Origin of the sequence: Methylobacterium sp. E-045 (assembly GCF_022829685.1) — a bacterium.
Taxonomy (GTDB): domain Bacteria; phylum Pseudomonadota; class Alphaproteobacteria; order Rhizobiales; family Beijerinckiaceae; genus Methylobacterium.
In genome coordinates this window covers 1-11125 of sequence record NZ_JAKSYE010000082.1, presented here as the reverse complement: position 1 = coordinate 11125, position 11125 = coordinate 1, and the positions used below count along the sequence as shown (strand labels likewise).

General features: G+C 64.6%; 12 protein-coding genes and 1 pseudogene. 10 read left to right on the top strand and 3 right to left on the bottom strand.

The genetic code is table 11. The features are described 5' to 3' along the window. From MKK51_RS27375 to MKK51_RS13000, 9 genes and pseudogenes are all read left to right on the top strand, one after another. Positions 1–109 (top strand): annotated as a pseudogene (locus MKK51_RS27375) (PhnA-like protein); the annotation flags it as partial. A gap of 74 nt (positions 110–183) precedes the next feature. After that, positions 184–387 (top strand): CsbD family protein, encoded by a 204-nt coding sequence (locus tag MKK51_RS13035; protein ID WP_243977625.1) that lies wholly within the window; start codon positions 184–186, stop codon positions 385–387. A gap of 64 nt (positions 388–451) precedes the next feature. Then, the gene (locus tag MKK51_RS13030) at positions 452–889 is read left to right on the top strand and encodes a CsbD family protein (protein ID WP_243977623.1); all 438 of its coding nucleotides are present in this window, start codon (positions 452–454) and stop codon (positions 887–889) included. A gap of 175 nt (positions 890–1064) precedes the next feature. Then, entirely contained in the window at positions 1065–1511 is a 447-nt protein-coding gene (locus tag MKK51_RS13025) for a BA14K family protein (RefSeq protein WP_243977621.1), read from the top strand. 281 nt (positions 1512–1792) lie between these two features. Then, positions 1793–2293: a YidB family protein gene (locus tag MKK51_RS13020; RefSeq protein ID WP_243977620.1), complete on the top strand. Its 501-nt coding sequence runs from the start codon at positions 1793–1795 to the stop codon at positions 2291–2293. Positions 2294–2397: 104 nt separating this feature from the next. Then, the gene (locus MKK51_RS13015) at positions 2398–3531 is read left to right on the top strand and encodes a chromosome partitioning protein ParA (RefSeq protein ID WP_243977618.1); all 1134 of its coding nucleotides are present in this window, start codon (positions 2398–2400) and stop codon (positions 3529–3531) included. Between the two features lie 72 nt (positions 3532–3603). Then, positions 3604–3882, top strand: coding sequence for a hypothetical protein (locus MKK51_RS13010; protein WP_243977616.1), 279 nt, complete (start codon positions 3604–3606; stop codon positions 3880–3882). Between the two features lie 277 nt (positions 3883–4159). Further along, on the top strand, positions 4160–4465 hold the full coding sequence (locus MKK51_RS13005; RefSeq protein WP_243977614.1) for a hypothetical protein: 306 nt from the start codon (positions 4160–4162) through the stop codon (positions 4463–4465). A 389-nt stretch (positions 4466–4854) separates the two neighbouring features. Next, positions 4855–5928 (top strand): YeiH family protein, encoded by a 1074-nt coding sequence (locus MKK51_RS13000; protein ID WP_409565675.1) that lies wholly within the window; start codon positions 4855–4857, stop codon positions 5926–5928. 241 nt (positions 5929–6169) lie between these two features. On the opposite strand, the gene MKK51_RS12995 is transcribed toward MKK51_RS13000, so the two are convergent. From MKK51_RS12995 to MKK51_RS12985, 3 genes are all read right to left on the bottom strand, one after another. Further along, a complete protein-coding gene (locus tag MKK51_RS12995; RefSeq protein ID WP_313898808.1) occupies positions 6170–6523 on the bottom strand; it encodes a LysR substrate-binding domain-containing protein in 354 nt (117 codons plus the stop codon). Between the two features lie 615 nt (positions 6524–7138). Next, the gene (locus MKK51_RS12990) at positions 7139–8209 is read right to left on the bottom strand and encodes a phenylacetaldoxime dehydratase family protein (RefSeq protein WP_243977612.1); all 1071 of its coding nucleotides are present in this window, start codon (positions 8207–8209) and stop codon (positions 7139–7141) included. Positions 8210–8655: 446 nt separating this feature from the next. Next, positions 8656–9327: a helix-turn-helix domain-containing protein gene (locus MKK51_RS12985; RefSeq protein ID WP_243977611.1), complete on the bottom strand. Its 672-nt coding sequence runs from the start codon at positions 9325–9327 to the stop codon at positions 8656–8658. A 941-nt stretch (positions 9328–10268) separates the two neighbouring features. On the opposite strand from MKK51_RS12985, the gene MKK51_RS12980 reads away from it, so the two are divergent. Further along, positions 10269–11106, top strand: a protein-coding gene (locus tag MKK51_RS12980; RefSeq protein ID WP_243977626.1) for an IS5 family transposase whose coding sequence is annotated in 2 segments (ribosomal slippage) — positions 10269–10625 and positions 10627–11106 — 837 coding nt in all. Because the reading frame shifts where the segments join, the coding sequence is not laid out codon by codon here. The last annotated feature ends 19 nt before the right edge of the window (positions 11107–11125 follow it).

Here is an 11125-nt window from a genome sequence, read left to right as displayed (position 1 = left end):
CGGCGCGCTCGCCCTGATCCTCGGTGCGCTCGCCGGCTTCTTCGGCGGTCGCCTCGGCGCCCCGAAGCTCCACACCCTGGCCGACGCCTACGACGCCCGCCGCGTCTGAGCCGATCCCCGGCCGGTCATCGCGACCGGCCGGCCCCCATCCCAGTTTCATCCTCGAACCGAGGGAGCCATCCCATGAGCAGCACCACGGACAAGCTGAAGGGCCTCGCCAACGAGGCTGCCGGCAACGTCAAGCAGGCCGCCGGCAAGGTCACGGGCAACGACAAGCTGGTCGTCGAGGGCAAGGCCCAGGAACTCAAGGGCGAGGCCCAGCGCACCGTCGGCGAGGCCAAGGACGGCGTCGCCTCGCTCGTCGACAAGGTCACCGGCAAGCGCTGACCCGAGACCGCGGGAGACCCGCACGGGTCCCGGCGCCCCATCATTCGAACCCAAGGAGTATCCCATGAACGGTGACCAGTTCCGCGGCGCGTCCCGCCACCTCAAGGGTCGCGCTCAGACCGCCGTCGGCGGCCTCACCGGGGATCCGGGCCGCCAGGTCCGCGGCGCCGCGAACCAGGTGGCCGGCGGTGCTCAGTACGCCTATGGCCGCGCCCGCGACCGGGCCGAGGATCTCGTCGACGACGGACGCGACCTCGCCCATGAGGTGCGGGACCGCGCCGGCACCTTGATCGATGACGGACGTCACCTCGTCGACGAGGCGCGCGACCGCGCGGGGAACCTCATTGCGGACGGTCGCGACCTCGCCCGTCACGCGGCTGAGCGCGGCACGACCTACGGCCGTCAGGCCGTGCGCTACGCCGACCACCACCGCACCTCCACCCTGCTGGGCCTCGCCGCCGTCGCCTTCGCGGTGGGTTGGCTGTCCCGTCGCACGCACTGACCCATCCGCTCAGGAGACCATCCCATGATCCGCAAGCTCCTCACCGCCTTCCTGCTCCCGAAGGTCATCGCCTACGTCAGCCGCCGCTTCGGCGGCCGTTCATCCGCGCCGCCGAACCGCCGGGGCTACTGACCGTCCGCCCCCGCGCGAAACCGATTCAGGACACGGATCCACGATGAAGCTGACCCTAGCCCTCGCCGCCGCCGTCGCAGCCACCCTCGTCGGCCTTCCCGCCCATGCAGCGCCGGCATCCGCGACCCCCATGGACGCACTGGTGCGCGGTGACCTGCCGACCGACTACGTCCAGTACCGCCGCTTCGGTCATCGTCACGGCTGGCGCGGCGGACGCGGGTATGGCCGGAGCTACGGCTACCGCCGCGGGTACGGCCATCGCCGTGGACCGGGCGTCGGCGCCGCGGTGGGCGCGGGCGTCGTCGGGCTGGCGGCCGGCGCCATCATCGGCGGCGCCATCGCCAACTCGCAGGCGCAGGCCGCCCCGGTGGTGGTGCAGGGCGGTCTGGGTCCCGAGGCCGTCGCCGCCTGCGCCCGTCGCTTCCGATCCTACGATGCGTCGAGCGGGACGTACCTCAGCAACGACGGCGCCCGCCACGCCTGTCCGTGATCCCCCGAACCTCCGGGCCCGCCACGGCGGCCGGCCCGGTGCCATGACGGCATAGCTCCCGGACGCCTAGCGGATCCGTGGATGTCTCGCGCTTGCAGGCGCTGGCGGGCGAGACCGAACAGAGGATGGGAAAGGCCGGCTTCAAGCCGACCGAGTTCCAGACGTCCTCTATCTCACACCTGCCTGGCCCACTGCCAGGTCAGATCACGGTCGCCGGTACGGCGGCCGAGCCCCCGCGGGCGGACACCCGTCCGACCCTCCCAACCGACAAAGGACGACCGATGAGCAAGGGCTATCCCTCGATGACCGCGCTGCTGGGCCTGCTGGCCGTGGCCGGCTACCAGAACCGCGACAAGCTCGCCGAACTTCTCAAGGGTCACGAGACCCCGTCGACCCCCTCCCTGAGCCCGAACCACGGTACCGTCCCGCCGATCCCGAACACCGCGTCCAACACCGGCTCCTCCGGCGGCCTCGGCAATCTCGACGGCCTGCTCGGCGGCCTCGGAACGGCCGGCGTCGGCGGCCTCATCGCCAGCGGCCTCAGCGAACTCGTCGACCACTTCACCAAGGGCGGCCACGGCGAGACGGCGAACTCCTGGGTCAACCAGGGTACCAACCGCGACATCCCCGAGGCCGATCTCGAACGCGCCATCGGCCCCGATACCCTCGACCACCTGACCCAGCAGACCGGCCTGAGCCGCAGCGCGCTCCTGTCTCGCCTTTCGCGGGAGCTGCCCTCGGCCATCGACCGCTACGCCACCGACGGCCGCTCGCCGGCCTGAACCCGTGACACAGCCGGTGCCCCAGGGCGCCGGCCGCAGACGAAGCCGGGCGACGCCGTGCCGGGGTTCGATCCACCGCCTTCCCCCGACTTCGCGAGACCCCCATGGCCATCGACTATCGCTCCGAACTCCGACGCCCCTTGCCCTTCAGCCTCGCGGTCGTGGCGGCCGTGTTGCTCGTCTGGCTCATCGTCGCCTCCATCGCCGGCGCCCGCCAGCGCAGCGCCCGTGACCACCGCATCGAGGACTTGCAGACCCGGCAGACGGCGCTCCGGACCGACCTCGAACGGCAGATCTCGACCGCCGGCACGTTGACGGCCCTCCAGGCCAGGATCGCCACCGCCCAGCAGCAGGACCAGCAGGCGAGCAAGGCCGCCGAGGAGGCCAAATCCCGCGCCGCGACCCTGACCCAGGAACAGCAGGCAGCCGAGGCCAAGGCGACCGAGGCGAAGAAGACGGCCGAGGCCGAGGCCCAGAAGCTCACCGACCTCCAGTCCCAGGTCGCCCACGCCGAGGGAAAGCTCGCCCCGCTGCGCGAGGCCATCACCGGCGCGGAGAAGGCCGCCGTCGACCGGACCCAGGATCTGGCCGAGGTCGGACGTCGTCTTGAGGACGCCCGGGTGCAGGAAGCCAAGCTCCGCGCCGATCTCGCGACCATGACCCAGGAGGCGACGGCCAAGACCGCCGATCTCGCCAAGGCCGAGGAGCGCCAGCAGAACGCCCGCGAGGCCGCCGCCACGGCCCAGAAGGACCTAGCCGACGCGCGGTCCGCCACCGATCAGGCCGCCAAGCAGCGCACGGATACCGATCAGGCCGTCGCCGCCCTCACCGCCAGCAAGGACAAGCTCACCTCCGAGATCGAGCAGGCCAATCGCGAGGCCCAGCAGGCCCGTGACGCCCTTTCCACTGTCCGCAAGGAACTCGCCGAGGCCCAGGCCCAGCGCGACCGCGTCGTCTCCGAGCGCGGCCAGGCCGAGCAGGCACTGCAGACGCTGTCCGCCGACCGCGATGCCGGTGCCACAGCCCTCGAGGCCCTGCGCAAGCGCCAGACGGATGCGCAGGGCGAACTCGCCACGCTCACCGAGACCCTGGCCACCCGCAACAAGGAGGCGGCGGCCATCGACGAGCGTCTGGCCTCGGCCCGGCAGGACCTGAGCACCGCCCAGGCGAAGCTCGCCGAGGTCCGCCAGCAGCTCGCCAACCCGCCCGCCGCCGTGCCGAGCCAGCCGGCCCGCTGAGGCCCCATCGACCCACGCGGACGGCCGTCCGCGTGGGTCGTCCATTCCGCCCCCACCGCACGCAAAGATCGCATGATGAAGATCCGTATCCTCGCCCTGACGGCCCTCGCCCTCGCAGGCAGCTTGGTCGTTTCCCGGCCATCCGAGGCGCAGGAGGGACCCGAGATGGAGGCGATGAAGGCGAGTTGCGGGGGCGATTACCTTCGCCTGTGCGCCGGGATGAAGCCGGGCGGACCCGAGGTGAAGGCCTGCTTCAAACGCAATCGCGCGAATCTGTCGGAGGGATGCTCCCAGGCGATCGCCGCCTACCAGCGATCCCGTGCCGGATCGTCCGATGAGACCGACGACTGACCGACAGGACGGGGTGACGTCACCCGCTCCGAATGCCCGATGGGCGGGAGACCCGGACAGGGGCACGGCGGCATGGGACACCAGACCACGCTGCGGCCCCACCCGGCGGTACGCATGGCTGCGTCGTCGACGCCCCGGATGCCGATCCCTGCGAGCCGCCAGCGCGCACACTGGTGACGTTCCTCGAGGGCTCCGGCCAGGGCCAAAGACATGTCCGAGCGAAATCTTCTCTGCCGGATTCGACAGGGAGAAAAACTCTCTCCGTCATCGCCAAAATATGGAAATCGCCACCATTGCTTCGCGGCTATGCTGTGACGACCTAGAAGGCAGTCGTAAAGAACCCGTGATCGGCATGCGTCCCATTCAATTCGACCCTTTCGGCGAGCCCGTCGCACAGGGCTCTGATGAGGATCGTCCCAGCGCCGCTTCGCGGATCGCGCTGCGTTCCGGCGTCGGCCTGTTCTGGGCGATGGTCGTCGTGATCGTCGCCGCGCGCGCCGCGTATTTCAATCCGGAATTCGCCGAGAAATTCGGCACCGTCGCCTCGCTGGTCGGCCACCTCAAGACGTTCGTCGGCGCCTGAAGCGGCCGCGGTTGCACCGTCGACAGTGCCGCGGGCTGATCGGCGCCCGGCGCTGTCGAGGCGAGGTCTCCGGTCCGCGATCACCGCACGGGTCGACGGCCTGATCGTCGTCTACAGTATTCCGGCGCGACGAGCCTTGGCTCATTCCGTGCCTGTCGGGCCTTCGCGGGCCTGGTGAGCGCGGCCTCCGGCATGTGGATGGCCGCAGAGCCCGCTGGGCGGCATTGTCCGGTCCGGCACGTGCTGCCCCCCCTGATGGGGACAGACCCCTGCGAGCTGAAGAAAGTTCTATCATATAGAACGATATGAGAAGATCGTTCTCGAAATTGCGTGCGCTTCAGCAAGGAATTGCTATGAGGGCATAGGAAGAACGGCGCCGAGGGGTGCCGATGCAGCAGGACCATCGTTCCGTGACGCCAGAACCGCCGCATCCGGTCATGGAGCGCCTCACGGCCTTGGCGCCGGGCATCGCGCTCTGCATCGCGGTGACCCTCGCCGCGATCGGCCTGCAGCATCTGGAGGAGGGAGCCTTCGAGCACCCCTATGTCGAGGCGCTCGTCATCGCGATCCTGCTCGGCATGGCGATCCGGACGTTCTGGCAGCCGAGCGCCCTCTGGCGCTCCGGTATCGCTTTCAGCGCCAAGCAATTGCTCGAAGTCGCGGTGATGCTGCTCGGCGCCTCGATCAGCTTTGCGGCGATCGTCGCCTCCGGCCCCCTGCTCCTCGCCGCGATCGTCGCGACGGTGATCGTGACGATCGCGGCGAGCTTCATGATCAGCCGCGTGCTCGGCCTCGCCGTGCGGATGTCGATCCTCATCGCCTGCGGCAACGCGATCTGCGGAAACTCGGCCATCGCGGCAGTGGCCCCGGTGATCGGCGCGAGCAGCGACGACATCGCGTCCTCGATCTCTTTCACCGCGATCCTCGGCGTCCTGATGGTGCTGGGCTTGCCGCTCCTGATCCCGCTGCTGGGGCTCGGCGCGAGCCAGTACGGCATCCTCGCCGGCCTCACCGTCTATGCGGTGCCGCAGGTCCTCGCGGCCACCGTCCCGGCCGGTCTCGTCGCGACGCAGATCGGCACGCTGGTCAAGCTCGTGCGCGTGCTCATGCTTGGCCCGGTCGTGGTCGGCCTCTCGCTTCTCGCCCCGCGCTTCAGCGGCACCCGGGGCGATCCGGCCAAGCCCCGCACGTTCGATCCGTTCAAGCTGGTGCCGTGGTTCATCCTCGGCTTCCTGATCCTCGCAGCCTGCCGCTCCCTCGGCCTCGTGCCCGACGTCGCGCTTGGGCCGATCACGAAGAGCGCCGGCTACCTCACCGTCGTCTCGATGGCCGCCCTTGGGCTCGGTGTCGACGTGCGCGTGATCGGACGCGTCGGCGGTCGCGTCACGGCGGCCGTGACCCTGTCGCTCGCGCTGCTTCTGCTGGTCAGCCTCGGACTGATCCACCTGCTTCGGCTCGGCTGAGGGCGGATATCGACGGACACGGCCGACGAAACGGGGCCGACAACGGGGGAGGAAGCCCTGTTGCATCGACGCGACGTCCCGTGCGGAGCCGGTGCCGCCGTGTTCGCCGCGGCGGGACCATTCGGAGAACGCTTTGCCCAAGGGGCGAGTGCCGACGACAGATGCTGCGACCGATGGCGGGCGGCGCGGAGACCTCAAACATCGCAGCGCCGCCCGCCATCGCGCGGCAATGCCGCGCGACTTAAGCAAACACGATGTTGTGGCCGAATGTGCTTCCGGATGAACGCCGAAGGACATCGGCCATTCGGCGGATTCCATCTTTCTTTGACGCCTGAATCATCAGGAGGTGGACATCTGGAAGCGGTGGAAAGCCGTCACCTTCGCCGAGAATGACATGCTCTTTAGAAATCGCACTTTGTGGAAGAATGCCGACGCCGAGACCCGACGAGACGGCCGCGCGAATATTCTCGTCGGCAGCGCTCACATATCCACAATAAGTGCGCTTGTCGTCCCCGGTCAAAGCCGCCTGTGCTGCGGCCCGGTAAGAACAGCCTTCGGGAAAAACAGCCAAAGGCAGCTCATCGAAGTGGTCGATCTGTTGTCGTTCACTCGCTATCCAGCGCAGGAAGATGTCGCATCACTTGCACGTGAACTTATCGCATTCCATACTCTCACGAGCGATAGCCTCCCGATATACGCAGACCTCAGCTAAACTGATGCCACACACCGCGGGACTGCACACCTCATAGCCAGGGCTCAACACGTACATCAAGGCGTCCACCAACTCGCGGGTCGCCACCGTGCTACTGGTCCTGCGCCGCTTGGCCGACGGGATCAACGGTGCGATCAGCACTCATTCCGCATCCATCAGATCGCCGCATCCATCAGATCGCTCTCGTAGCGCAACGCGCTCCGGTCGTAGCAACCAATGGTTCTCCATCGTCCACATCGACAAAGGCTCGGAAAGCCTAGACCTGAACACAACCCGCTCATATCAAGAAATATACACTTGATACTTTACGCATCGAATGAGTCACACAGTAAATATAGCATTTTACGCAGACCTCTCCAACGGAACCGGTCGGGGGCATCTTCAGCTTTCCCATCGAAATATTCGTCATAGAGTCTCAGCGCATGGACAGTGCTTCAGGGAGGAGATGCCGTTTCATCAGGGCAATCTCGACGACACGTTCTCCTCCCTCTTGACTGCTTACGCAGCCATCGCCTGTATCGACGCGTCGCGCAGCATACCGGTGTTGCTATGACAGTTGATGTATTCGTAGAGCTGGTCGGAGAGATCGAAGACCGATACTTCATGATACAAACGTAGCTTTTGCAAGCCCGTAATCACCCTGAAGAAGGTGACAAAAATCTTGAGATGGCTTGGGTGAGACTCTGCCCATCTTTCCAAGTGCGCCAGAGATCGCCAGTAGCCTATGTCATAGGTCTCGTCCATGAGGTTACCGTCGAGATCGATGTTCCGGACATATCGATTGCTGTAGCAACCGATTGCCGGGCCATTGTCTCGAACAAAGTCCATCCCCTGGCGAAGCGGCGGTTCCATCTCGCTGAGATAAAGTTCGCGTTCAGCGCCGTCCGCCTCACGCCAGTCTTGCCCCGATCGGATCAGGGCGATGTTATCGTGGCCCCGTACCGTCACGCGACCTCCGCGACGGGGATCTCCGCTCAGGATCTCAAGATCGCCGCTCGGCGACATCCAGTCGGTTTGCGAGATCGGGATCCGGTCACGCATTGATCCCCAGTAACCGTGCTCCTGGATCTCCCCGCTTGCACTGTCCATAATGGCCCCGACCCCTTGATACTTTTCCGCCTGTGCGTGGGTAAAGAGGGTCTCATACTGTTCGGCACGGGGACTGACGATCTCCCGGAAATACCCAATCCCGTCGGCCAAGCGCTCGTCAGAGTCCCACCAGCCGGCAACGGCAGTCGAACGCAACCAGCGACAGTGGGCGGCAGGGTCTCGCCAATAGGCGACCGCGATCAGGTTGTCGTAGCCGTAGGCATCGACATGATGCGTTAGGTCGTAGCTCAGCGGACCGTCGTTGCCGGCGAAGAGATCGACGATCTTGCGGAGGGCTGCCAGTGCGGCGGGCTTCTTGTCCTGCCCCTGATACTGAATGCCGAAATAGGCCATCACAACCTGCTTGAGGTCTTCGGCTGCGCGGGCGACAAAGAGGGGAAACGGCGGTTGATAATCGTCGGCGACGCGGCGGGATAGTCTACGGGGGCAGACGAGGTGTTTGTCGATAGAAGATTCCATCTTGTGTCTCACCTTTCGGATTTATGGGCAGATCGATACATCTGATCTTATGAACAGGTGGAGACGCTGCTGGCAGCTCGAGGCCGGTGACGCGCAAGACTACAACGCCTTTCGCGATCTCGTTCTTCGCGACAAAGATCTTTCAGCATACGACGGTCTTCAGTCTTTTTACTTGATGCTGGGTTTCACTTTGCATCTCCGGACAAGGATCGTGCCGCAATCCCCGGATTAAGCAACCCACATATTCTGATCTGTTATTGTCAAACCCTGCGATATCGATGACGGTCAATCGCACGCTCCGGCCGCAGATGAGATTTCGGTGCGATCGGGTAGAGGTGAGGTTTCGTGGATGGCGGGCCGGAGAGATCGACGGCTCCCCACGCCGGCCGATCTTCGAAATTGCGGGCGTCGGTCCGGAACACGAGCTGCTGCGGTGGAACGGACCCTCACCCAACACTTCGTGTGCGGAAATCGCTGGGCGTCATACCCATGGCGCGCCTGAATGCCCGGGCGAAGTTGGCTTGCGACGAGAAGCCTGCGGTGAGAGCCGTCGCTCCAATCGGATGACCGTCAATCAGCATCTGCTTCGCGATCGCCAAGCGACGATCGCTCACAAATTCGTGCGGAGTCATGCCGGTGGTCGCATGGAAATTGCGCGCAAAGTGAGCCGAACTCATACAAGCTACCTTGGCCATCTGTGCGACGGTCAACCGTCCCGTGATGTTGGCGGCCACGTAATCCATGACACGCGAAAACCGGACACGATCTAAAGCTTTCGCTTCCGGTTGTTTGGAAAGGAGAGTCGGTTGCTCAGAGTATCCCTGAATCAATCTTGCCGCCAGCGATGCGCCTAAGGTCTCTATAAGCAAATCTCCGGCCGAACTCGGATAGGCCATTTCGATCATGATCTGTCGCGCAATAAAGTCGATCAAAGGATCGAAATCAATCGGCTGATAACGGATTGATACATTGGACGGGTCGATATCGAGATCTTCAAGCATCGATCTTTTAAAAGGCTCGGCAGCAAGGTATATATGCAACATTTCATCCATCGGAGTGTGTAGATGGACAAAATCTTCATGGACGCCGCTTGGGCACAGCCACGCGGTGCCGGGCACGCCGTGCGTGTCCTGACGGGTGCCGTTACCGGACCGCTCGACCCTACATCGGCCTCGTAGCAAGAATCCGATCTCTGTGTCGTACGGCGTCAGTTGGGGCAGACTGCCCGCGCCGTGTGTCCATTTTTCGGCCAGCACGGACGGCCAGTTTCGGTCGCGAGACGACTCGATCAACGTCCCCGTAACGTACTTGAATGCGCCATGTCCCTTAATCACCACGATCTCCGCGGGCTCAACGAGGCGGAATTTGACAGTTTGAATATTTGGTTAGGGCTAGCACAAGGCATGCCATCGATCTAGAACAATTCTTATGTAAGACCTCAATGCAGGGAAGGTTCGCAGATAAAGGAAAAAATTTCGCAGGTTTCGATAAATGAATGGACCCTTCACCCAAGGCTATTAGGAACCACCACCGGTTGCGCGGCCTGTTTGAGCATGAGGCAGACGATGGCTGCGATGTGGAGATCGGCAGGCGTGCTGGGATAGCACGCGTAGTCTTAGACGAGGCGGCGGTGCAAAAATCCTGGAAACCTGAATTATTATTAAGATAAAATCTATATATTTCTCTCGATTTATAATATAAATTGCAATGCGCATCAATGTTGATGTATATTTTTACCCAATACGATTTACAATATACAGATTCTATAATATGTTAAGTCTGTTTCGACCATGTGTACCTTTCGGATTCATCCGCACTTTCAGTGCGGTGGGGTGGTTCGAGCGTTGGATTGCGTGGTGGCCCGCGGGCAGCGCGTCGCCGATCTCGAATCCGTCGCTGCCGTTGGTCCCGGCGGCCTGCACGTCGATGACCTGATGTCGGATGGAACGGGGGTGCTGATCACCGCCCGGACCACGGCGGCCCAATCCTCCTGTCGAAAAGGACTAGGGCGTCTCTGCAAAGGGTTCACAGGCTGTGTGCTGGCCCCCATGTGATCGGGATGCGACGCTACGAACTGACCGATGCGCAGTGGGAGCAGATCGCCCCGCTGCTGCCTCCGCAGAAGCCGCGCACGGGCCGGCCAGCGGAGGATCACCGCCAGGTCCTGAACGGCATGCTCTGGATCTTGCGTACGGGCGCGCCCTGGGCGGATCTGCCGGCCCGCTACGGTGCTGTCGGGACCGTGTCGAGCCGGTTCTATCGCTGGCGCAAGGCCGGCGTGTTCGACCGGGTGCTGCGGTGCCTGCAGGCGCAAGCCGATGCCCGAGGCGAGCTCGACTGGGACCTGCACTTCGTCGACGCCACGGTGGTGCGCGCGCACCAGCACGCCGCCGGTGCCCGCCGGTCCGGCGCCATCGGGGGGTGAGGGCACGGTCGAGGGGATTGGTGAAGCGCTCGGGCGCAGTCAGGGCGGATTCTCGACCAAGCTGCACCTGCGCGCCGAGGGCGGCGGTAAACCGATCACGGCGGTACTGACGGCTGGCGAGCGCCACGAGCAGTTCGCCCTGGACGCGCTGATGGATAAGGGGGCGGTGCCACGCTCTGGCCGAGGGCGCCCACGCTTGCGTCCCCACCGAATCTGCGGGGACCGGGGCTACTCCAGTCCACCGGCCCGCCGCCGCCTCAGGCAGCGCCGGATCGAGCCAGTCATCCCGACCCGCAAGGATCAGCCGCGTCAGCCCGGCTTCGACAAGGCCGCGTACCGGGAGCGCAACAGGGTCGAGCGGCTGATCGGACGCCTCAAGCAATATCGCCGCATCGCCACCCGCTACGAGAAGCGGGCCACAAACTACCTCGCCATGGTCACCCTCGGCATGACCATGCTCTGGCTCACATGACTTTGCAGAGACGCCCTAG

Excerpts from the sequence above, each read along its gene's own strand:
- MKK51_RS13035 (WP_243977625.1), top strand. The coding sequence starts at position 184 with ATGAGCAGCACCACGGACAAGCTGAAGGGCCTCGCCAACGAGGCTGCC.
- MKK51_RS13030 (WP_243977623.1), top strand. The coding sequence starts at position 452 with ATGAACGGTGACCAGTTCCGCGGCGCGTCCCGCCACCTCAAGGGTCGC.
- MKK51_RS13025 (WP_243977621.1), top strand. The coding sequence starts at position 1,065 with ATGAAGCTGACCCTAGCCCTCGCCGCCGCCGTCGCAGCCACCCTCGTC.
- MKK51_RS13020 (WP_243977620.1), top strand. The coding sequence starts at position 1,793 with ATGAGCAAGGGCTATCCCTCGATGACCGCGCTGCTGGGCCTGCTGGCC.
- MKK51_RS13015 (WP_243977618.1), top strand. The coding sequence starts at position 2,398 with ATGGCCATCGACTATCGCTCCGAACTCCGACGCCCCTTGCCCTTCAGC.
- MKK51_RS13010 (WP_243977616.1), top strand. The coding sequence starts at position 3,604 with ATGATGAAGATCCGTATCCTCGCCCTGACGGCCCTCGCCCTCGCAGGC.
- MKK51_RS13005 (WP_243977614.1), top strand. The coding sequence starts at position 4,160 with ATGGAAATCGCCACCATTGCTTCGCGGCTATGCTGTGACGACCTAGAA.
- MKK51_RS13000 (WP_409565675.1), top strand. The coding sequence starts at position 4,855 with ATGCAGCAGGACCATCGTTCCGTGACGCCAGAACCGCCGCATCCGGTC.
- MKK51_RS12990 (WP_243977612.1), bottom strand. The coding sequence starts at position 8,209 with ATGGAATCTTCTATCGACAAACACCTCGTCTGCCCCCGTAGACTATCC.